Source organism: Clostridium sp. MCC328 (genome assembly GCF_018785465.1).
Lineage (GTDB): Bacteria > Bacillota > Clostridia > Lachnospirales > Lachnospiraceae > Pilosibacter > Pilosibacter fragilis.
In genome coordinates this window covers 1-21393 of record NZ_WQPW01000008.1, presented here as the reverse complement: position 1 = coordinate 21393, position 21393 = coordinate 1, and the positions used below count along the sequence as shown (strand labels likewise).

Annotated in this window: 17 protein-coding genes; 1 reads left to right on the top strand and 16 read right to left on the bottom strand. The window is 50.9% G+C overall.

The window, feature by feature from the left end:
* Positions 1 to 25: 25 nt before the first annotated feature.
* The 5 genes from GPK83_RS01215 to GPK83_RS01195 all read right to left on the bottom strand — a co-directional run bounded on the left by GPK83_RS01215 (position 26) and on the right by GPK83_RS01195 (position 5117).
* Positions 26 to 643 carry a flavodoxin family protein gene (locus tag GPK83_RS01215; protein ID WP_117483201.1) on the bottom strand — a complete coding sequence of 206 codons (618 nt, stop codon included), beginning with the start codon at positions 641 to 643 and terminating at the stop codon, positions 26 to 28.
* Positions 643 to 1563: a carbon-nitrogen hydrolase family protein gene (locus GPK83_RS01210; RefSeq protein ID WP_117483202.1), complete on the bottom strand. Its 921-nt coding sequence runs from the start codon at positions 1561 to 1563 to the stop codon at positions 643 to 645. Before GPK83_RS01210 ends, GPK83_RS01215 begins: the two co-directional genes overlap by 1 nt.
* Positions 1564 to 1991: 428 nt before the next feature.
* A complete protein-coding gene (locus GPK83_RS01205) occupies positions 1992 to 3692 on the bottom strand; it encodes an ABC transporter ATP-binding protein (protein ID WP_215703801.1) in 1701 nt (566 codons plus the stop codon).
* Positions 3680 to 4456, bottom strand: coding sequence for an energy-coupling factor transporter transmembrane component T (locus GPK83_RS01200; RefSeq protein ID WP_015554270.1), 777 nt, complete (start codon positions 4454 to 4456; stop codon positions 3680 to 3682). The genes GPK83_RS01205 and GPK83_RS01200 overlap by 13 nt, the downstream gene beginning before the upstream one ends.
* Before the next feature lie 58 nt (positions 4457 to 4514).
* Positions 4515 to 5117 (bottom strand): ECF transporter S component, encoded by a 603-nt coding sequence (locus GPK83_RS01195; protein ID WP_117504062.1) that lies wholly within the window; start codon positions 5115 to 5117, stop codon positions 4515 to 4517.
* A 573-nt stretch (positions 5118 to 5690) separates the two neighbouring features.
* On the opposite strand from GPK83_RS01195, the gene GPK83_RS01190 reads away from it, so the two are divergent.
* The gene (locus GPK83_RS01190; protein ID WP_215703800.1) at positions 5691 to 6272 is read left to right on the top strand and encodes a cysteine hydrolase; all 582 of its coding nucleotides are present in this window, start codon (positions 5691 to 5693) and stop codon (positions 6270 to 6272) included.
* A 467-nt stretch (positions 6273 to 6739) separates the two neighbouring features.
* Here GPK83_RS01190 and GPK83_RS01185 read toward each other — a convergent pair whose 3' ends face one another.
* The 11 genes from GPK83_RS01185 to GPK83_RS01135 form a co-directional block, all read right to left on the bottom strand.
* Positions 6740 to 11440: a PolC-type DNA polymerase III gene (locus tag GPK83_RS01185; RefSeq protein WP_215703799.1), complete on the bottom strand. Its 4701-nt coding sequence runs from the start codon at positions 11438 to 11440 to the stop codon at positions 6740 to 6742.
* A 2-nt stretch (positions 11441 to 11442) separates the two neighbouring features.
* Positions 11443 to 12507, bottom strand: coding sequence for a flavodoxin-dependent (E)-4-hydroxy-3-methylbut-2-enyl-diphosphate synthase (gene ispG / locus GPK83_RS01180; protein ID WP_215703798.1), 1065 nt, complete (start codon positions 12505 to 12507; stop codon positions 11443 to 11445).
* Between the two features lie 40 nt (positions 12508 to 12547).
* Entirely contained in the window at positions 12548 to 13633 is a 1086-nt protein-coding gene (locus GPK83_RS01175; RefSeq protein ID WP_252196198.1) for a M50 family metallopeptidase, read from the bottom strand.
* A gap of 233 nt (positions 13634 to 13866) precedes the next feature.
* Positions 13867 to 15015 (bottom strand): 1-deoxy-D-xylulose-5-phosphate reductoisomerase, encoded by a 1149-nt coding sequence (locus tag GPK83_RS01170; RefSeq protein WP_015554262.1) that lies wholly within the window; start codon positions 15013 to 15015, stop codon positions 13867 to 13869.
* Positions 15016 to 15029: 14 nt separating this feature from the next.
* Positions 15030 to 15833 carry a phosphatidate cytidylyltransferase gene (locus tag GPK83_RS01165; RefSeq protein ID WP_015554261.1) on the bottom strand — a complete coding sequence of 268 codons (804 nt, stop codon included), beginning with the start codon at positions 15831 to 15833 and terminating at the stop codon, positions 15030 to 15032.
* Positions 15834 to 15844: 11 nt separating this feature from the next.
* Positions 15845 to 16573 (bottom strand): isoprenyl transferase, encoded by a 729-nt coding sequence (locus tag GPK83_RS01160; RefSeq protein ID WP_015554260.1) that lies wholly within the window; start codon positions 16571 to 16573, stop codon positions 15845 to 15847.
* 239 nt (positions 16574 to 16812) lie between these two features.
* Positions 16813 to 17367, bottom strand: coding sequence for a ribosome recycling factor (gene frr, locus GPK83_RS01155; RefSeq protein ID WP_015554259.1), 555 nt, complete (start codon positions 17365 to 17367; stop codon positions 16813 to 16815).
* Between the two features lie 15 nt (positions 17368 to 17382).
* Positions 17383 to 18084, bottom strand: coding sequence for a UMP kinase (gene pyrH, locus GPK83_RS01150; protein ID WP_015554258.1), 702 nt, complete (start codon positions 18082 to 18084; stop codon positions 17383 to 17385).
* A 179-nt stretch (positions 18085 to 18263) separates the two neighbouring features.
* Positions 18264 to 18617: a hypothetical protein gene (locus GPK83_RS01145; protein WP_015554257.1), complete on the bottom strand. Its 354-nt coding sequence runs from the start codon at positions 18615 to 18617 to the stop codon at positions 18264 to 18266.
* 242 nt (positions 18618 to 18859) lie between these two features.
* Positions 18860 to 20965, bottom strand: coding sequence for a heavy metal translocating P-type ATPase (locus GPK83_RS01140; protein WP_252196196.1), 2106 nt, complete (start codon positions 20963 to 20965; stop codon positions 18860 to 18862).
* 5 nt (positions 20966 to 20970) lie between these two features.
* A complete protein-coding gene (locus GPK83_RS01135; protein WP_015554255.1) occupies positions 20971 to 21285 on the bottom strand; it encodes a DUF6110 family protein in 315 nt (104 codons plus the stop codon).
* Positions 21286 to 21393 lie beyond the last annotated feature (108 nt).

Sequence of the window (21393 nt, the reverse complement as noted above, 5' to 3'; positions counted from 1 at the left end):
AATTTCCTTCCAATATCATTCTTCTCTATCTGATAAAATGTGTCCGCACGACCTCTTCCTTCTCCGGAAGACCATACTTCTCTTTTCCAAGCTCAATGCTCTTCATGAGAAATGTCATATTTCTCGCAAGAACCCGCATCGTCTGAAGACCTTCCGCATCCCCCACAGCTTCTCCCGGTCCGCGCCCGTGGATGGAGTTCCAGTACTGACCAGATGCGATCGGCATGTTGCTGATCGTAAAATACTTATTTAACTCGTCAAAAGTCGCCGAACATCCCCCGCGTCTCGCACAGACAACGCTCGCCCCGACTTTCATTGTCTTATCAAAGGATGTACTATAAAACAGCCGGTCCAGAACCGCGATCAGGGTCGCATTTGCGGACGCATAATAAACAGGGCTTGCGACCACCAGTCCATCAGCCTCCGAAAGCTTCACCGCCAGCTTATTCACCACATCGTCGAACACACACTTCCCAAGCTCCGCGCATCGATTACAGGCAATACATCCTCTTACCGCCTCACTGCCGACCTGCACGATCTCCGCGTCGACTCCCTCTTTTTCAAACACCGTCTTCATCTCATTCAACGCGATCGATGTATTTCCATTCGCCCGCGGACTTCCATTGATCATCAATACTTTCATTATTTATCCTCCACACTCAACTTCAAAACATCCGGTCTCGCGTAATGCCCGCAGACATCATGCTCCATCCGGCTCGCCGGGACCTTCTGCATGTCGAGGTCCGCGTAGATGATTTCCTCTTTATCCCACACAGTCTCACTCACTGCATGCCCGTAAGGATCGATCACGCAGCTTCCTCCCCGGCACACGATATCATTTAACTTCGCAATCTCCTCATCCCCGCTGGCGGTCTTCGGGTACATATCCTTCGTGAAGTACATATCCGCATTGATGAAGAAGCAGTGTCCCTCGATGGCGATATGGCGGATCGTATTCTGCCACTCCTCATTGTCATTCGTATTCGGGGAAATATAGAGCGCAACTCCCTTCTGGTAAAGCGCCACTCTCGCAAGCGGCATGTAGCTCTCCCAGCAGATCAGATTACCCATCGGTCCCCAAGGTGTCTCCATTACCGGGAAGAAATCCTTATCCGCATCTCCCCAGACCACGCGCTCACTGCCTGTCGGTTTCAGCTTTCTGTGGTTCATCGTCTGTCCATCCGGCGCGATCATGACATTGGAATTGTAAATCGTCGCCGTAACAGCATCACGCTCAGAATATCCGACACTCACATACACCGAATGCTCTTTCACACAATCCACGATTCTTTGCATCTCCGGTCCATCCACTAAGATCGAATTGTCGTAGTAAGTCTTCCAGTCCTCTCGTCCCGCCTTGCTGCGGCTTCCGACGGTAAATCCATAAGTCATTCCATACGGGTATCCCGGAATAAAAAGTTCAGGAAAAACGATCAGTTCCGCTCCCTTAGCAGCCGCCTCCCCGATCAGGGTGATGATTTTCTCCACACATTTGTCCTTATCAAACATGACTGGTGCCGCCTGCACCAATGCAAGTTTACATGTATCCTTCTTGATGATCATAATAATTTTCCTCCTGTCGTTACCGTAAACTCAGATGTAAAAAGTGAATTTCCCTTATTGTTTCCCTTGTGCTATATCAACCCACCGGTGTTTACAAACTCTGATACGGACAAATACAAGGGTGCAGGACATCCGGTGGATGTCCGCTTTGCACCGACCGTAGCGAAGCGAAGACCACAAGAGATCCGGCGGACCTCTGCTCTGTGCCGACCGGTTCACAACGTCCAGTGGACGTTGGCTCTGAACCGACCGTAGTGGAACGAAGAGCGGCAGTGGAGACCCGAAATTATATAAAACAGTATATCACAAAATAAAACCAACATGGTGAACTGATTGAAACATTTATGATTTTTGTAACTGATAAAAGATGTGCCCCATCGGCTCAAATCTTCCCCGGGCCAATGATCTGCACATCTTTTTCACTTTAATCAGGACACCTGATTCCTCAATATCTCATCCACCGTCAGATACGCTCTCTCATACCCCAGTACCTCACCGAGCTGCATCATATACGGTTTCTGCAGTCTTGCCTTTTTCAACGCTTCATCCTGCATGAACACATCTCTTGCCGTTCCATCCGCCAGAACCTGTCCGTGAGCCATAATGATCACGCGCTCAAAATTCTCCGCCACAAAATCCATATCGTGAAGGATCGCGATCACAAGCTTTCCTCTCTCCGACAAGCTGCGGATAATGCCGCCAATGATCTGGCGTCCCTTCCAGTCCTGGGCGATCGTCGGCTCATCTAAAATCAGCACATCCGTGTCCATAGCCAGAACCGAGGCGATCGCAGTCATCTTCCGCTCATATAACTCAAGGTCATAAGGATTTTCCTTCTCCTTACCCGACAACCCTGTCAGCTCCAGCGCCCGCTTTGCCTCTTCCTCCGCGCGTTTCGGATCCATCCCGATATTCATCGGACCAAACATGATCTCGTCCATCACATTGTATTTGAAGATCTGATCATCCGGATTCTGGAACACATAGCCGATATTTCCGGCCAGCATTGCCACCGTCTTCCCCGAAATATCCTCACCGTGGAAATAAATATTTCCGGATACCGGCTTCAGCAGTCCCTTCAACAGCTTTACCAACGTAGTCTTTCCCGCTCCGTTCTGGCCGATGATCGCCGTCGGACGCTTATCCAGTCTCATGTTCAACGCCTTTAAGACCGGCACATCCGGAAGATAGGAAAAATCCAGATTCTTAATGAGGAACTGTTCCTCGCTTAAAACTTCTGAATTCTTTTTTTTATCCGCCTTTGCAGCTCCTTTTGCCTCTGCTCTTCCCGCATGTCTCTCTTTCAGCACTCCGGCAGCCTCTTCCACAGTGACCGGATACGTTCCATCCGGCAGAGTCACATGTTCTGCCTTACAGATCCGGGTAAATGCCGGTTCCTGAATCCCATAATCCGCAAGATCCGGCATGGAAAATACCTTCTGCGGCGTATCAAACGCGATCTGCTTTCCACCATGCAGAAGAAGAATGCGGTCGCAGTAAGCCGCCAGTTTCTCAATCTTCTGCTCGATCATTAAGATCGTGATACCGGAATTCGTCAGGGTCTCAACCGCCCGGAATACCTCGTCGCTTCCCTCCGGATCAAGCTGGGAAGTCGGTTCATCAAGGATCATGACATCCGGCCGCATGACCAGCACGCTGGCGATCGCCACACGCTGCATCTGACCTCCGGACAGATCAAACGGATTTCGATCGCGATACTGCCAGATATCAAGAAGCTTCAGGGCGTTCTCCACCCGCTCCTTCATCTCTTCGGCCGGAATTCCCAGGTTCTGCATTCCGAAAGCGACTTCCTCATATACATTGTCCTTTGCTCCGGACAGCTGGTTAAACGGATTCTGGAACACCAGACCCACATGACCACAAAGCTGTGATACCGGAGTCTTTCCGGCCTCTATGCCGTCCACAATGACTTTTCCGCCGTAAGCTCCCTTGTAAAACTGCGGAACAAGCCCCATGATCGCCTGGCTCAGCGTACTTTTTCCTGCTCCGTTTTCTCCGATAATACCGATAAACTCTCCCTTTTCTACTGAAAAGTTCAAACCATCCAGCGCCAGTTTCTTCGCGTGAGGATAGCGGTATCGTAAATTTTCAATGATTATCTCAGACATACAACGATCCTCCATGCAATAGCTGCCAGAATGCAGAGTCCCAGTAAAATCGTGATCTCCTGGTCTCCCTTGTGACGTTTCCGATCTGACAGCCAGGTTTTCTTTTTTCCTGCGCCGAATCCACGCACCTCCAGAGCGATCGCCCGCTCTCTGGTATTGATCAGGGAACTCATGACTACCGGGGAGATCAGCGGTAAAAACGCCTTAGCACGGGTCCGCAGATTTCCTTCTGTCTCCAGTCCGCGGCTGCGCTGCGCATCCATGATCGTATTCATAGTTCCCATCATCTGCGGGATGATCTGGAACACGGATGTCACGATGTAACCGAAACGCGGTGAAAACCCACGTTTCTCCAGCTCATCCACAAACTCAGACGGCTTGGTAGAGAGGACGAACACTGCAAAGGACAGCAGCATGTTCAGAATGTTTAAACCGATATGGAGGGCGTAAAGTGTGCCCTCTCTGTAAAATTTCAGCCCGCCGATCTGAAACAGCACATTCTCGTTTCTCTGGTTGAACAATCCATGGATCAGGAAAATCGTCAAAAGGATCGTAAAAGAAAAAGCGATCAGCGGAAACGTCTTTTTCAGGATCTTTCCGCTGGCCAGAACACAGAGACTGACTGCGATAAACACACCAAACATCCAAAGCTTTCCGGTGATCAGCGGAATACTGATGGCGGCAGCGATATACATCAATTTTGTAAAGGGATGCACCTTCGTCAGATATGTCCCGTTATCTACAAACAGGCTGATACTTTTCATATATTTGTTTCCCGGCAGCTGCTCCGAAGAACAGCTGCATTTCCTTTTCTAAATCTGATTAGTCCAGAGTCTCGATCTCGGAATTTGCCTCATACAGCGTTGTAAGCTTCTTTGGAAGACCCTTTAAAATAAAGAATACAACGATCAGAGTGATCAGTTTGTCCGGAACATCCACAACAACTTCATCTAACAGAGATCCCAGAAATACCGGCATGGAAGCCGCCTGAGTTGCTGCGAACACAGCGTCGCCCCATACATTTCCAGTAGTACCGCCCCAGAATAATACGTTTAACGGAGTGGAGATCACAACCGCAGCAAGACCGGCTGCACAAGCTGTAAGAATTGCCTTCGGGAATGATTTCATAAATCCAAGGCGGGCCATGATTCCAACTGCCGCGCCAATACCTAAGCTTGTCAATGCATAGATAAGCGTAATATTATCTCCCGCGGAAAAACCATAGATCAGGTTGTTCGCCGCACCGCAGATCGCGCCGATGATCGGACCGCCAAGGCATCCACCGATGCATGTTCCGATAGAATCCAGCCATAACGGAAGTTTTAATACACTCGCAAACAGCTTTCCAAGATAATTGATACCGATGCAGGCTGGGATCAGCACGATCACTGCCGCATCAAACTTTGTTTTAAATAAATTCTTCATACCTCATATACCCTTTCTTTTTTCTTGATCTTCATCCTTGCCAGTTTATCAGGAGCTTCTCACGTCTTTCCTGACCATTCCTCCCAGAAGCACCAGATTCCGCTACCTTAGACTCACTAAAATCTAAGTCAGCAGCATCTGCTCGCTTCCCATACAATATCCTCCCTCCAAAACATACTAAATTGTGACTTCAACGCAACCATCCAGTTGGCGCATCAAGCGCAAAAGCTTCCAAATAGGTAACTGTTCAGTACCTTCACAGTCACGAGCAAAAATCCATGAAAAATTGCCTGCGGCAATGGGATTTTTGCCTACCCGCCTATGTTTTCTTACGGTCAGCGCAGTAAATGCGCAGACCTACTGAACAGTTACCCAGATAGTTGCAATTTAACAACAATTCCCAATAAAGATAGCATTGATTTTGTGTAAAGTCAATGAAAACGCCTGATTTCAAGCAAGATTGTTAATAAAGTAACATTCGTTCCACTTGTAAATTCTCCTCATCAAAACTATACTAAACTTTAGATACACGGTTCTCTCACCAGGCCGCCAAGAATCAGGAGGAATCTCTTTATGGATCAAACAGCAAAAACAAATCAGGATCTATTACTTGTCATTGACATGCAGAATGTCTACACTAAAGGTCAGGAATGGGCCTGCGAAGAAGTCGAAAAAGCATCCGACTCCATTCTCCGCCTTCTAAACAGCCGCGCTCTTTCCCAGGTGATCTTCACCCAGTACCTCGCCGCAAAACACCCGGAAGGCGTATGGAAAGAATACAACAAAGTCAACGCCGCCGTAAACGCAGACCCCTGGCTCAACGAAATGATGTCCGAGTTTCTGCCCTACACAAAAAAATACCCTGTATACACAAAAAGCGTCTACTCCTCCTTCGCCATCCCACAAGTGCGTGAACTCGCAAAACACGCTTCCCACGTCGTGATCTCCGGCGTAGTAGCAGAATGCTGCGTACTCTCCACCGCCCTCTCCGCCATCGATGCCGGATGCAAAGTCATCTACCTCACCGATGCTGTAGCAGGGCTCAATGCGACCTCACAAAAAGAAGCCGAAAATATCCTTTCCTACCTGTCCCCTCTCCACACCAAACTCATGACCACCCAGCAATACCTGGACAGTCTCCTCCAAGAGGAATAAAAACCTCAGATGCTTCACGATCCCCCAACGTCCCCATACTGTCCACATCCTCACGATCCCCCAACGTCCCCATACTGCCCACATCCTCACGATCCCTCAACTTCCTCACACCGCCACAACAACCTCGCGATGCCGCGGCGCCCAAAGGGCCCCCGCGCATCGTCCAGCTTCCGCCACCTCCTCTCTCCCACCACAACCTTCCCTTCATCCCTCACTCCCGCCAACACACAGCGCCGGTGAGACTCCGGGCACGGACCGCCTGGGTGGAGGGAGCTGGCTTCCTCTTGGCTCGCAGGAAAATGCGTTGGAGGCCCGGGGACACTTGTCTGAGCAACGCAAGTTGCGAGTTGTGTCCCCGGGCCTCCGCCCTTAGCATTTTTCTGGGAGCTTAGAGGAACCCTCCCGGAATCCCACTAAGCGTTCGCGCCCGAAGTCTCACCGGCGCGTCCCCCCAGCCACTATGAAATTTAAAAATCAAACAACGACAACTGATTCGACTCCGGAAGTCCCTTCAGGATCCCCAATTCCTCCATCAGATCACAAATCGTCTTACTAACCTTCGTCCTGTTCCTAAAATCCTCTTTGGACAGGAACTTCCCATCCTTCGCCGCCTCCTCGATCGAGTCCGCAGCCTTCTCCCCCAGACCGTCAATACTGTTAATGGAAGGCATCAGCTTGTCCCCCACAACCTGGAAATGTCTGGCCTTCGCCGTATAAATATCCAGCGGCAGAAAATCAAACCCCCGCGCATACATCTCCTGCACGATCCTCATATCCCTGAGCGTATCCTGCTCCTTCTTCGAAAGCGTATCCGCCCTCTTCTTATAATCCGCCAAGTGATATTCCAATTTCTCACGCCCCAAACACATGATCTCATAAGAAAACGCACTTGCACGAATACTAAAAAACGCCGCATAATACGCCAACGGATAAAACACCTTACAATAAGCAATACGCCATGCCATCATAACATACGCCGCTGCATGAGCCTTCGGGAACATATATTTAATCTTCTTACATGACCAAATATACCAGTCCGGCACCCCATGCTTCGTCATCTCCTCTTCCCACTCAGGCTTTAAGCCTTTGCCCTTACGAACCGCCTCCATGATCGTAAACGCAAGACCTTCCTCAAGCCCCTGCTGGATCAGATAGATCATAATATCATCACGCGTACAGATCGCCGTCTGAATCGTTGCCTTCCCCTCCTGGATAAGCGTCTGGGCGTTCCCCAGCCACACATCCGTACCATGGGCAAGGCCCGCAATACGCACAAGGTCCGAAAAATACTTCGGCTTCGTATCAATAAGCATCTGCATTGCGAAATCCGTACCAAACTCCGGAACGCCAAGCGCCCCAAGCTTGCACCCGCCGATGTCCTCCGGCTTGATTCCCAGCGCGTCCGTACTCTGGAACAGACTCATGACCTCCCTGGAATCCAACGGAATATCCTTAACCGGATCCAGTCCCGTAAGATCCTGCAGCATACGGATCATCGTCGGATCATCGTGTCCGAGAATATCAAGCTTCAACAGGTTGTGGTCGATGGAGTGGTAATCGAAATGCGTCGTGATCGTCTTCGTCGTCATATCATTCGCCGGATGCTGTACCGGGGTAAACGAATAGATCATCTCGCCGAGCGGCAGAACAACGATACCTCCCGGATGCTGTCCCGTTGTACGCCGGATGCCGACACATCCCTGAACGATCCGGTTGATCTCACAATTTCTCTTTCTCTCTCCATGCTCCTCAAAATAATTTTTCACATATCCGTAGGCCGTCTTATCTGCCAGAGTACCGATGGTACCCGCACGGAACGTCTGTCCTTTACCGAAGATAACCTCCGTGTAATCGTGGGCGCGGCTCTGGTATTCACCGGAGAAGTTTAAGTCGATATCCGGCTCCTTATCTCCCTTGAATCCAAGGAACGTCTCGAACGGAATATCAAACCCGTCCTTCACCATCGGATGTCCGCACTCTGGACACACCTTATCCGGCATATCACATCCCGCCATACCGCCGTACTTTTTTACCTCCTCCGAGTCAAAATCATAATAATGACAGTTCGGACAATAATAATGCGGGCTTAACGGGTTGACCTCCGTGATACCGGACATGGTGGCAACGAAGGACGAACCTACCGAGCCTCGTGATCCAACCAGATACCCGTCCTCGTTGGATTTCCATACTAATTTCTGCGCAATGATGTACATAACCGCGAATCCGTTGGAGATAATGGAATGCAGTTCTCGCTCCAGACGGTCTACAACGATCTTCGGCAGGTTCTCGCCGTACATCTCATGGGCGCGGTTGTAACAGATGTTCCGCAGCGTCTCATCAGACTTGTCGATGACTGGCGGACACTTATCCGGCCGCACCGGCGCGATCGGCTCACACATGTCGGCGATCATTCTCGTATTTGTGACAACGACCTCATAACACTTGTCACTTCCCAGATACTCAAACTCCGCGAGCATCTCTTCTGTTGTCCGCAAGAACAACGGAGCCTGTTCATCTGCATCCTTAAATCCCATTCCGGCCATCAGGATCTTCCGGTAGATCGCGTCATCCGGATCCATAAAATGCACATCGCAGGTCGCACACACTGGCTTGTTAAACTGCTCGCCGAGGGAAACGATCTTCCGGTTGATATCCATCAGGTCATCCACTGTCTTCACCGTGCTCTTCTCATCCCTCAGCATAAACATGTCGTTTCCCAGAGGCTGGATCTCCAGATAGTCATAAAACTTCACGAGCTTCGCAAGCTCCGCATCCGGCACACCGCGCAGGATCGCCTGGTATAGCTCTCCCGCCTCGCAGGCTGATCCAATGATCAGGCCCTCTCTATACTGGTTCAGCACGCTCTTCGGAATTCTCGGTCTTCTCGAGAAATATTTAAGGTGGGACCATGAGACAAGACGGTACAGATTCACGCGTCCCAGGTCATTCTTTGCGAGAATGATGACATGGTACGTCGGCATCTTCATGATCGTCTCATCGCTCACGTGGCTGAACTCCTCCAGCTGGTCGAGATTCGTCATATCGTGCTGTTTTTTTAACATTTCCACGAATTTCAGGAAAATTCCAGCAGTTGCCTCCGCATCGTCCACGGCACGGTGATGGTTCTCCAGGGAAACACCCAGTGCCTTCGCTACCGTATCCAGCTTAAACCGGTTCAGGTTCGGAAGAAGTGCTCTCGCCAGAGTCACCGTATCCAGGACTGTCGGATCAAAGGGCAGTCCCAAAAGACCCGCATTGTGGGAGATAAAGCTCACATCGAAGGACGCGTTGTGGGCCACAAGAGCCGCATCCCCCACAAACTCGAGGAATCTCGGCAGCACCTTGTCCACCGTATCCGCCCCCATGACCATGGCATCGTTGATCCCTGTCAGACGCTCGATATCGAAGGAGATCGGAACCTCCGGATTCACAAACTCATCCATCCTGTCGATGATCTCGCCATTTCTCACCTTCACGGCACCAATCTCGATGATCTTATTCTTTATCGGCGAGAATCCCGTGGTCTCGATATCGAACACCACATAGTCCCCATCGAGACTCTGATTTCTGGAATTGACGACCATCTCCTTCATGTCGTCCACCAGATATCCCTCGACACCGTAGAGGACCTTAAAAGTATCCCCTTTGTCAAGGGCATGGTTCGCGTCCGGGAACGCCTGGACACAGCCGTGGTCTGTGATCGCCAGGGCCGGCATTCCCCACTTCTTCGCCCGCTTTACCAGGTCCTTTACCTCGGAAACGCCATCCATATCGCTCATCTTCGTATGGCAGTGGAGCTCCACTCGCTTCACCGGGGCATTATCCACACGCTTGGAGGTAAAGTCCTCACTCTTCTTAATGCCCACGATGGAACCGATAGTCAGCTCGCCGTCGAACTTATCAATGGTGGTGATTCCCTTGATCTTGATGAAGTTTCCTTCCTTGATAGCCGCAGTGGCATCCTCCTCCTGCCCTTCTCTTAAGAACATCTTTACAGTAATACTGTCTGTAAAGTCTGTAAGATCGAAGATCATGAGCTTGTTTCCGCTCCGGAGTTCCCGCTTCTCCGCGCGGATCACCTTTCCGCGGATCACGACCTCGCCGATCTCACCGTCGATGTCATGGATATTCACCGCATCGCCCTCAAAATCGCGCCCGAAAAGAACGTCCGGATTTTCCGACTTTCGGTACGGAATCCTTCCATCGGAACCTTTCCGGAAGCCGCCGGAGAATCCGCCTTTCCCCTTCTCGCCGAAGGTCTTCTTCGTGAATCCGCCGCCGTTCCCGTTCTGTCCTCCTCCCGCGGACTTTCCAGCCTGGTTTCCGCCGCCCTTTCCAGCCGCGTCCGTCTTCTGCTTTGCAGCTCCAAAACCGGCCGATGTCTTTGTGCCGGAACCGCTCTTTCCACTGGCTGCCTTCCCCGGATCCGCGCCGGATCTGGCGCCGGAAGCTCCAGAACCGGCCGCACTTTGAGCTGCCATCTGAACATCCGCGTTTCCATTTCCATCCCCGAATGTCCCGTTAAATCCGCCGTTTGACGTTCTTTCATCCCAGGGGGCACTCTCCGCTGCACCTTCTAAGTAATTCTCCTCACTCTGTACACCTAAAACGAGTTCTCCTCCCGGCTTCATGAATACCGGCTGGTCCATCGGGTCTTTCTTTTCACTCTCTTTATATAAAAATTCTACCTCAGCCGCAAGCCCGCAGCGCTCCGTGAAGATCTTTTCCAGTACCCGTCCGACTTCCTTAGACCGCTCCCTGTAGATCAGATTGTCCTCGATGGTCATGACCATCTTATCGTCGGTGACAAACTTCGTGTCCGCCCGGCGGAGAATATTATACTCGATCATGCCGTAGTTCTTTAACTCCATGAGGATACTGTCCCGGTAGACATCGTAGAGCTTCTCCGGGGTATACTGTGCCGAGAGGCGGTATTTCTCTAAGATCTTGATCGTGATCGGTCTCCCCGGGAACAGTTGTTTCGCGATCCCCTCCTCTAAGGCATAAATATTCTTTTTATGGATCAGCCGGGGACTCCGGATATAAACACGAATAGAGCTTCTGTCCTTTGTCATGGTGACCTTTTCCACCACAACAAGCTTCAAAAGCTCTTTCAGTTCATCAGCAATATTAAGCCCCGGGAAAACTTCAAGGAATGGTTTTTCCATACTTATTTCTGCATCTCCTGCATCTTCAAAAGCTCTTCCCGAAGAACGGAAAGAAGTTCATGTTCCGGTACCTTTTTGATGATCTCTCCCTTTTTGATCAGGAGACCTTCGCCGATTCCACCGGCGATTCCGATATCCGCACTTCTCGCCTCGCCAGGTCCGTTGACCACGCAGCCCATAACGGCTACCTTCACATCAAGATCCATGCCGGATACCATATCCTCTACCTGATTTGCCAGGTGAATGAGGTCGATCTGGGTTCTTCCGCAGGTCGGACAGGAAATAACTTCCACGCCGCCCTTCCTGAGCCCTAACGTTTTCAGGATCAGTCTCGCGCTCTTTACTTCCTCCACCGGATCTCCGGTTAAGGAGACACGGATCGTATCGCCAATCCCCTCATGGAGAATGATTCCAAGACCCACGGAGGACTTGATATTTCCGGAAAGCAGTGTTCCGGACTCTGTGATTCCCACATGAAGCGGATAATTCGTCTTCTTTGCGATAAGCTCGTGGGCTGCCACACACATTAAAACGTCGGAGGACTTGATGCTGATCACAAGATTATCGTATCCCAGCTCCTCCACAACGGCCACTTCCTTCAATGCGCTCTCAACGAGAGCTTCCGCCGTCACACCGCCGTATTTTGCGAGGAGGTCTTTCTCCAGAGAGCCACTGTTTACTCCCACGCGGATCGGGATCCCGTACTCTTTCGCCTTGTCGACGACAGCCTTCACCCGCTCTCTCGCCCCGATGTTTCCCGGGTTGATGCGGATCTTATCCGCTCCGCTCTCGATAGCTGCGATAGCCAGCCGGTAATCAAAGTGAATGTCGGCAACCAGCGGAATGTGGATCTGCTTCTTGATCTCGCGGATCGCAGCAGCCGCTTCCATGGTCGGAACCGCCACACGGATAATGTCACATCCGGCGTCCTCCAGGCGGTGGATCTGCTCTATCGTTGCCGCCACATTCTCCGTCTTCGTGTTGCACATGGACTGGATCAGAACCGGATTTCCCCCGCCGATCTTTCTGTCCCCAATCTGAATTTCCTTTGTATGATCTCTATACATACATCTCTCTCCCACTTCAAAAAACGAAATTTCACTCCTGCTAAAATATCATTCTCAAATCATTAAATACAACAAACACCATAAATGTCATGAGCAGTGCCATCCCGGCCATATTCACCGCGCTCTCCACTCTCTGGCTCACCGGCTGTCTCGTGACGAGTTCCCAGAGTAAGAATACCAGCCGTCCGCCGTCAAGCGCCGGGAACGGGAGCAGGTTCATAACGCCCAGGTTCGCCGAAAACATGACCATAAGATTTAAGAGGTTCATCACCACCGTCACGAATCCGTACTGGGTGTTCTCCTCCACCGTCTGATCAATGATCGTGACAATGCGGACAGGTCCTGCGATATCGTTTGTGGAGACCTTGCCCCCGGCGATCATCTTCAGGCTGTCGATCACCGTGAGGATCCAGTACCGCACCTCGTAGACGCTGTACTGCAGAACCTGCACCAGTGACTCCGGGGCATCCCGGTGTCCCTGAAGAATGACGCCGAGGTAATACCTGCCGTCCTTAAACTCCGGCTGGATCACCGTGTGTTCTGTCGTCCACGACGATGATGTTTCGTCATATCGTCTATACTCCACCTGCACGGGATCCTGTCCGGCCGTCATCAGGTACATGGAGATCTCCCTGGAAAGATGGATCTTTCTGCCATCAAGCTTTGTGATCACATCGCCCTCTTTCAGTCCAGCCGTCTCCGCAGGCATTCCCTCGGAGGTTCCGGCGATGACTGCAGGATCGATTCCGGCCCAGGATAAGATCACCAGGGAAAAAACGAACGCCAGGATAAAGTTGAAGATCGGTCCTGCGGCGATCACCGCCATCTTCGCCAATGGTCCCTTATCAAAGAAGGAAACTCCCTTCACATCCGGGACTTCTTCCTTTTCATCCTCATCTTCCCCGAATTCTCCAAGCATCGCACAGGAGCCGCCGAGGGGCAGAAGCTTTAAGGAATACCGGATTCCGGTCTTTTGGCTCACCCATGAGAGAAGTCTCGGTCCGAATCCCACCGAGAACTCCACCACGGCAATCCCGTTTAACCGCGCCAGGAGATAATGTCCAAATTCATGAAACAGGATGATTCCGCCAAGGACAACCACCGCTGCCAGATACCCAAGATTCAACTTTAATATTCACCTGCTTTCATTAAAACATCATAACTATTCAGTACCTTCATAGTTACATGCAAAAATCTATTCCAGATCAGCTTGGCTGATGGGATTTTTGCTTTCCAGCTCAGGTTTTCTTATGGTCAGCGCAGCAAGTGCGCAGACCTCCTGAACAGTTACAAAATATCATTCAAGCTTTGCACATACCTTTGATGTGTAAAACAGAGTTTTTCAATCATTATACAGCTTTAGAAATTCCACTGCTTCTTCAGGAACTCGTAAGTCTCCGCTTCCGCGTCAAGCACCTCATCCAATGACGGATGGGCGATCTTCTTATGATGTTCCATCGCAGCCTTGATCATATCCGTGATCTCCAGATAGCTGATCTTCTTTCCGAGGAACTTCGCAACCGCAAACTCGTTCGCCGCGTTAAACACTACCGGCACGGAACCTCCAGCTTTTCCGGCATCTCTCGCGAGGGCCAGACCGCGGAAATTCTCGTAATCCGGCTTGTCGAATATGATTTCCTTCATGGACCAGAAGTCGAGACGTTCTCCCTTCATTGGTCTGCGCTCCGGGTAATAGAGGGCATACTGGATCGGAAGCTTCATATCCGGCGTTCCAAGCTGCGCCATCACAGCGCCGTCCTCAAACTGTACCATAGAGTGGATCACACTCTTCGGCTGCACGACTACCTGGACATCGTCCATTCCCACATCAAAAAGCCATTTCGCCTCCATGACCTCGAGACCTTTGTTGACCATGGTGGAACTGTCGATGGTGATCTTCGCTCCCATGGACCAGTTCGGATGCTTTAAGGCGTCCTCCACCTGGACATTCTTCATCTGCTCTCTCGTCCATCCGCGGAACGGACCACCGGATGCCGTTAATAGGATCTTTTCAATCTTATTCCCGTGTTCCCCGTTTAAACACTGGAAAATCGCGCTGTGCTCACTGTCCACCGGAAGAAGACGGACCTTTTTCTCCTTCACGAGTGGGATGATGAGATGCCCCGCAGTGACAAGAGTCTCCTTGTTTGCCAGGGCAATGTCCTTTCCTGCCTCAATAGCTGCCATCGTCGGGCGGATGCCGATCATGCCCACCACTGCCGTCACGAGGATCTCATATCCTTCCATGACCGCAATCTCCAAAAGTCCTTCCATGCCGGAGACGATCTTCGTGCCTGTATCTGCCACACGGACAGCCAGCTCTTTTGCCTTCTCCTCGTCCCAGACACCGCAGATCTTCGGGGAGAATTCACGAATCTGGCTTTCCAGTGCATCGATGTTTCTTCCCGCCGCGATTCCCACAACTTCAATATCTCCGTTTGCACGGACTACATCCAAAGTCTGGGTTCCGATGGAACCTGTGGAACCCAGAATAGCAATTCGTTTCATCTCTTTGTCCTTTCCTACCGGATGCCCATAAACATGATGGCGAAATAAATCGCCGGGGCGGTAAAGATCATACTGTCAAACCGGTCTAAGATTCCGCCATGGCCAGGGATCAGATTTCCGTAATCCTTGATGTCATGGTTTCTCTTGATGGCGGAAGCCGCCAGATCTCCCACCATGGAGATTACCGCCGCGATGGCGCAGGCAGCTCCCGAGATCACGCCCGGATTTATCACCTGGATCATATTGTTCTTAAAGAAGGTCCCGTAGAGGAATCCTAAGACTGCCGCGCCCACGACACCTCCGATGGCACCCTCCACGGTCTTTTTCGGACTCAGCTTCGGGGTCATCTTGTGCTTTCCGAAAAGCTTTCCCGCGCAGTAGGCGAAGGTATCACAGCCCCAGGAACTTAAAAGGATCAGCCACACGAGGTATTTTCCGTCCGGCATCTCCCGCACCTGATAGAGGTAGGAGAACATGATCCCCACATAGAAGATTCCAAAGAACGCCACCGTGATCTGCTCCGTCCCGTACTTCGGGAACGTCACCACGTAGATCGTCATTAAGATCATGAGGGAAATGATAGCGAGGAACGTTACGTACTGCTCCCTGTTTCCCATGATCCAGTAATAAGCAACGACAGCCGCATATCCCACAAACCCCGGTGCCGATCTCTCGATCTTCATGACCCGGTAAAGCTCATAAAGTCCGATCAAGGAGATCGCCATGGAGCCGAAATAAAGGACTGTACTGCCCTCAACAAGCAGAAACGCCGCAATGATCACAAGGACGATTCCGCTGATCAGTCTTGTCGTAAACATAAGATCACCTCTTACTCCGTTTTTACCGCCGTAACTCCTCCGAACCGGCGTTCTCTCTTATTGTACTGGCGGATCGCGTTCAATAATTCTTCCTTATTGAAATCCGGCCACAGGCATTCTGTCACGTAAAGTTCTGAGTACGCGAGCTGCCATAACAGGTAGTTAGAGAGGCGAAGCTCCCCGCTGGTGCGGATCATGAGATCCGGATCCGGGATTCCTGCCGTGTCCAGGTAGGACGCGAAAACTTCCTCCGTCATATCCTCCGGCGCGATCTTCCCTTCCTCCACATCCGTCATGATCTTTCTCACTGCTCTCGTGATCTCATCGCGGCTTCCGTAGTTTACGGCGATCACAAAGGTCATTCCTGTATTTTTTTTTGTCTTTTCTTCCAGGACATTGATCGCATCTACGATATCCGACGCAAAACGGCCTCTCTCGCCGATCATGCGGACACGGATGTTGTTCTTTTCAGCCATTGCGAGAAGTCTCTTCGCGTAGAAACGGAATAACTGCATCAGCGCACCGACTTCCTCCTCCGGGCGTTTCCAGTTTTCTGTGGAAAATCCGTAAACTGTCAGATACCGGATTCCAAGCCGTGCTGCGTCCTCAACGACCTGCTCCAGTGTCTCACAGCCCTTTTTATGTCCAAGCTGTCTCGGAAGTCCGCGCTTCTTCGCCCATCTTCCATTTCCGTCTAAGATCAGCGCCACGTGGGCGGGAATCTTTAAGTTCTCTTCCATGATTGTTCTCCCTTTATCCTTTAGCTCGTTGCCCGCGCAGACTATGAGAAACGTAAGCATTTCTCAAGTTGCCGCGTCTTCTACACTCTGTTCCGGTCGTTGCTGGACAAGCGCCACTGGCGCTTAGCAACGTCAAAACCTCGTGCAAGCACGGGCCTTGACTCGTTGCCCGCGCAAACAAACGGGGACAGGAAAACTTCCCCTGCCCCCTGTCTGTTTTGTGTAGTAGGAAACTCCGATTAAACGGTAAGAATTTCCTTTGTCTTGTTCTCAACGGCCTTGTCGATCTTCTCGATGGACTTGTCGGTAAGCTTCTGGACTTTCTCGGTGAGCTCTTTTAAATCGTCCTCAGAGATCTCATCGCTCTTCTCCATCTTCTTGAACGCTTCATTCGCGTCGCGGCGGATATTGCGGATCGCTACCTTAGCGCCGTCGCCTTTTTTCTTAACATCCTTTGCAAGCTCTTTACGTCTCTCCTCTGTGAGCTCCGGGAATACGAGACGGATCACGGAACCGTCGTTGCTCGGGTTGATTCCAAGCTCGGAGGTCTGGATCGCCTTCTCGATCGGGCGGATCAGACTCTTCTCCCACGGCTGGATCAGGATCATTCTTGCCTCCGGAACGGAGATATTTCCGACCTGCTGGATCGGTGTCGGTGTTCCGTAGTAATCCACTTTGATCTTGTCAAGTACATGCGGGTTCGCACGTCCTGCGCGGATGGATGCGTACTCGTTTAAGAGGGCATCGATGGATTTTTCCATTTTCTCTTCATATACTTTTAATTCTTCGCTCATGGTTTCCTCCTGTTATCAGACGGTAACGATCGTACCGTTAATTTTTCCCTGCATGGCGTTCGCGATTCCATCCTTTTCGTTCAAGGAGAATACTGCCATCGGCATTTTGTGTTCCATACACATAATAGAAGCAGTCAGGTCAACGACACCGAGCTGCTTGTCGATCACTTCCCGGATCGAGATCTCGTCATACTTTTTCGCATTCGGATTTACCTTCGGATCACTGTCGTATACGCCGTCGATGGACTTTGCGAGGAGAATGCAGTCCGCATCCATTTCGATCGCCATCAGAGTGATCGTCGTGTCTGTAGAGAAATACGGCTGTCCGATTCCACCGGCAAAAAATACGACCATTCCGTGCTCAAAGTACTTGTTTGCACGGTCCTTGGAGAACAGTTTTGTCATATTTCCGCACTCAAACGGGGTCAGGATCTGCGTCTTCATTCCCGCGTTCCGGAAGATCTCGGATACATAAATACAGTTCATGACAGTCGCAAGCATTCCGATCTGGTCGGCCTTCGGGCGGTCGATGGCATCGCTTGTGCGTCCGCGCCAGAAATTTCCGCCGCCGATCACAACGCCGACCTGTACACCTGCATCAACAGATGCCTTGACCTGTCTTGCAACTTCTTTTACCGTATCTTCGTCAAAGCCAGTCTTTTTCGGACCTGCAAGGGCCTCTCCGCTGAGCTTTAAAAAAACTCTTCTGTTTTTCATTTTCTCTGATCTCCTCGTAATCTTCTGTGACTGTTTCGTTCCAGTCGCCACAAATCTCTTTTTCCTTTCCACAGGGCAGACCACGACCGCCCCGCGGACTTAGGATAAGTATAACACACTTTCGTCTGTTTGCCAACAGTTTCAGAGCGGCAGGATCCGCTTGTGGATGTTTCCCTGTCCTACCTCTTTTTATCTTCCCGGAAGCTCTTGAGCACCAGTGTTGTCGGATACCGGTACGCGTAGGTGCAGCTCTTCATAAGCTCCACTTCCTCCGGATTCCTGCACACGCTGAGGATCATATTTTCTTCTTCAGAGGTCAGGTACGCCTCCCCGTTTCCGTCGCGTTCCTTGATATCTTTATAGATCCGGTATTTCTTATAAAAATCCGGGCAGGATCCCTGGCGCATCTTAACCGGCTCCGGAACGATATTGACCCGGTACTGATCCGACATTCTGGCTAAAATGTTGTGGATCCTTTCACAGTATTCCCTCGAGACGAGTCTCGGTGAAGGAATACAGATCATATAGTTCATAATTGTGCCTTCCTTTGTCGTTTTTGAAAAGCAGATGACAGACTTCTGCCACATGCCTGCACTAGTATAGCATGAAATCCGCGTCTTGTGAACCACAAAATGCAGGCAGCCGCACCGCCAGGTATTCCATGTCACCTCCATGCAGAGAAAAAAACACCCGCGGCCGGATCGCTCCATGCCGCGGGCATATAATTCATCGTAACTATTCAGTGCATTCATTCATAGTTACAATTCTACCTATATCAGTGCTTCTTCTCCTCGTCCTTCAACAGGTTCGTCATGCTGTGCATGCTGATGCACAGAGTGGATGTGTTGTGAAGCAGGGCAGATGTCGCCGGTGCAAGCATGCCCATCACGCCTAAGATGATGAGACCAAAGTTGAAGCTGATGACGAAGCGGTAATTTCTGTGAACACGCCGCATCAGCGCATTGCTGATTGCCTTTAAAGTCGCAAGCTGGAACATTGCGTCCTCGGAGATCGTGATGTCCGCGATCTCTCTTGCGATCTCGGCGCCCTCGCTGATCGCGATGCCGACGCTTGCCGCGGAGAGAGCCGGGGAATCGTTGATTCCGTCACCCACCATGATAACCTTATGGCCTGCGTTTTTCTCCGCTTCAACGAAGTTCGCCTTATCCTCCGGAAGGACCTCGGAGTGATGCTCGTCCACGCCGACTCTTGCGGCGATGGCGCGGGCCGTTCTCTCGCTGTCTCCTGTCATCATGACGATCTTCTTGATACCAAGCTTTCTGAGCTCCTTCATAACTTCCGGAGCTTCCGGACGGAGCGGATCCTCGATGCAGATCACAGCCGCCAGTCTTCCCGCGATCGCGAGATACAGGTGGGAGTACTCTGCCGGAAGGGCTTCAAATTTCTCTTCTTCGCCCTCCGGGACTACACACTGCTCGTCCTCGAATACAAAGTGGTAGCTACCGATCACGACTTTGTCCTCGCCGATATGGGATGCAATTCCGTGTGCAACGATATAGTCAACCTTAGAGTGCATCTCCTCGTGGACAAGTCCGCGCTCTCTGGAGGCCGCAACAACCGCGTTCGCCATGGAGTGCGGGAAGTGCTCCTCTAAGCAGGCAGCGATCCTTAACATCTCAGCCTGGTCTCGTCCCTCGAAGGTCACAACGTCTGCAACCACCGGCTGTGCCTTTGTGAGGGTGCCTGTCTTATCGAATACGATGGTGTCCGCCTCAGCGACTGCTTCCATGAAGGAGCCGCCTTTGACAGTCATCTTGTAGCTGCTTGCCTCTCTCATAGCAGAGAGTACGGAAAGCGGCATTGCGAGCTTCAACGCACAGGAGAAGTCAACCATAAGGATCGAGATCGCCTTTGTCACATTTCTTGTGAGAAGGTAAGTAACGATGGTTCCGCCGAGACTCCACGGAACGAGAGCGTCCGCAAGTCCGGATGCCTTTGTCTCTAAGGAAGACTTTAACTTCTCGGACTCCTCGATCATCTTCACAATGCGCTCGAATCTTGTGGATCCAGCTGCTTTCTTGACGCGGACGATGAGGTTTCCTTCCTCGACCGCGGTTCCGGCATAGACGTACATGCCGTTCTCCTTGCGGACCGGCTCAGACTCACCGGTCATTGATGCCTGGTTTACCATCGCCTCGCCGGAATCTACAATGCCGTCAAGCGGGATCACGCTGCCGACGCGGACGGAGACGAGATCTCCTTCCTTAATATCAGAGATCGGGACAAGTACTTCCCCGTCCTCTGTCTTCTGCCATACTCTCTCGATATTTAAGGACATGCTGCCCGCAAGATCGCTGACAGACTTCTTGTGGGTCCAGTCTTCCAGAAGCTCACCGATTCCGAGAAGGAACATAACGGATCCTGCTGTGTTGAAGTCGCACCGCAGCATGGACACCGTGATCGCCGTCGCATCGAGGACCTCGACCTCAAGCTTTCTTCCCGCAAGCTTTCTGATGCCTTTAATAACGAATGGAACAGACTGGATCGCTGTCCATACCGCACGGACCGGAGCCGGAAGGAAGATCTTTGTAAGGCATCTTGTAAGACACTTTGTCACGAGCTTTTCCTGGAACTCCTGATTTAACTCTCTCGTGCTTGTCACAGGCACGATCTCGTTTAACTCTTCATCGTCAAAGGAGAACCTTAAGATCTCAGCAATGAGATCTTCCTTTGAGCCTGTGTACGTGATCGCCGCATCTCCGATTCTCTCATATACCTTTGCTGCCGTTACCTGCGGAAGGGATGCGAGATAAAAGGAAAAGAGGTCCGCCTGTCTGACTGACAGGCGGCCTCTGGTGAGATGGATTCGGATACGGCCCTTGATATCATGTTTTACCGTAAATCTGATTCCTGATTTCATAATGATTATTCAGCGTCCTCTGCTTTTTCTGTTGTCTCTGTGAAGTCTTCTGCTGCTTCCTCTTCCTCACCGAATGCTTCTTCAGCACGTGCTCTGTTGATCTCCTTAGCCTCTGCAAGAACATCCTCAGCGTTTGCCTGGATGTTGGAAGCTGTTGTCATAACGCACTCTTTTGCGCGGAGACCTGCTGCGAGGCAGTTGATGTATAACTTCTTAGCGTCCTGGCTTCCGAGAACCTTGACACCAGCTGTCCCGAAAAGAACACCGCCTGCGAATACTGCAACATTTTTTAATTTCAAGCATTTCTTAACATCTAACATTTTAAATTCCTCCTGTAAGTAAAAGATATAATTTAACCTATTGTGCTATTTCAAATAAAACGTTTAAAAACTTGTAAAAACCGCAAAGAATCCCTGTTTTTTTGATAA

What these genes read in the sequence shown, in the direction of transcription:
- GPK83_RS01160 (WP_015554260.1), bottom strand. Translation starts at nt 16,573, where the DNA reads ATGGAAGAGAACTTAAAGATTCCCGCCCACGTGGCGCTGATCTTAGAC.
- GPK83_RS01210 (WP_117483202.1), bottom strand. Translation starts at nt 1,563, where the DNA reads ATGATCATCAAGAAGGATACATGTAAACTTGCATTGGTGCAGGCGGCA.
- GPK83_RS01135 (WP_015554255.1), bottom strand. Translation starts at nt 21,285, where the DNA reads ATGTTAGATGTTAAGAAATGCTTGAAATTAAAAAATGTTGCAGTATTC.
- GPK83_RS01190 (WP_215703800.1), top strand. Translation starts at nt 5,691, where the DNA reads ATGGATCAAACAGCAAAAACAAATCAGGATCTATTACTTGTCATTGAC.
- GPK83_RS01200 (WP_015554270.1), bottom strand. Translation starts at nt 4,456, where the DNA reads ATGAAAAGTATCAGCCTGTTTGTAGATAACGGGACATATCTGACGAAG.
- GPK83_RS01205 (WP_215703801.1), bottom strand. Translation starts at nt 3,692, where the DNA reads ATGTCTGAGATAATCATTGAAAATTTACGATACCGCTATCCTCACGCG.
- frr (WP_015554259.1), bottom strand. Translation starts at nt 17,367, where the DNA reads ATGAGCGAAGAATTAAAAGTATATGAAGAGAAAATGGAAAAATCCATC.
- ispG (WP_215703798.1), bottom strand. Translation starts at nt 12,507, where the DNA reads ATGTATAGAGATCATACAAAGGAAATTCAGATTGGGGACAGAAAGATC.
- GPK83_RS01165 (WP_015554261.1), bottom strand. Translation starts at nt 15,833, where the DNA reads ATGTTTACGACAAGACTGATCAGCGGAATCGTCCTTGTGATCATTGCG.
- GPK83_RS01185 (WP_215703799.1), bottom strand. Translation starts at nt 11,440, where the DNA reads ATGGAAAAACCATTCCTTGAAGTTTTCCCGGGGCTTAATATTGCTGAT.
- GPK83_RS01170 (WP_015554262.1), bottom strand. Translation starts at nt 15,015, where the DNA reads ATGAAACGAATTGCTATTCTGGGTTCCACAGGTTCCATCGGAACCCAG.
- pyrH (WP_015554258.1), bottom strand. Translation starts at nt 18,084, where the DNA reads ATGAAAAACAGAAGAGTTTTTTTAAAGCTCAGCGGAGAGGCCCTTGCA.
- GPK83_RS01145 (WP_015554257.1), bottom strand. Translation starts at nt 18,617, where the DNA reads ATGAACTATATGATCTGTATTCCTTCACCGAGACTCGTCTCGAGGGAA.
- GPK83_RS01140 (WP_252196196.1), bottom strand. Translation starts at nt 20,965, where the DNA reads ATGAAATCAGGAATCAGATTTACGGTAAAACATGATATCAAGGGCCGT.
- GPK83_RS01215 (WP_117483201.1), bottom strand. Translation starts at nt 643, where the DNA reads ATGAAAGTATTGATGATCAATGGAAGTCCGCGGGCGAATGGAAATACA.
- GPK83_RS01195 (WP_117504062.1), bottom strand. Translation starts at nt 5,117, where the DNA reads ATGAAGAATTTATTTAAAACAAAGTTTGATGCGGCAGTGATCGTGCTG.